The organism is Lactiplantibacillus sp. C232 (assembly GCF_023806725.1).
Classification (GTDB): domain Bacteria; phylum Bacillota; class Bacilli; order Lactobacillales; family Lactobacillaceae; genus Lactiplantibacillus; species Lactiplantibacillus plantarum.
Genome location: NZ_JAMSKZ010000088.1, coordinates 1 through 209 on the forward strand (window position 1 = coordinate 1; position 209 = coordinate 209).

1 rRNA gene is annotated in these 209 nt (G+C 45.9%); it reads left to right on the top strand.

Annotated elements, in window-relative coordinates:
- A 16S ribosomal RNA gene (locus MZO41_RS17090) occupies positions 1–61 on the top strand; the annotation flags it as partial.
- Between the last annotated feature and the right edge of the window lie 148 nt (positions 62–209).

A 209-nucleotide genomic window follows, 5' to 3' on the forward strand; every position in this document is an offset into this window, starting at 1 on the left:
GATTAGGGTGAAGTCGTAACAAGGTAGCCGTAGGAGAACCTGCGGCTGGATCACCTCCTTTCTAAGGAATATTACGGAAACCTACACACGCGTCGAAACTTTGTTTAGTTTTGAGAGGTCTAACTCTCAATTTAATAAGCGTTTTTTGGGCCTATAGCTCAGCTGGTTTAGAGCGCACGCCTGATAAGCGTGAGGTCGATGGTTCAAGT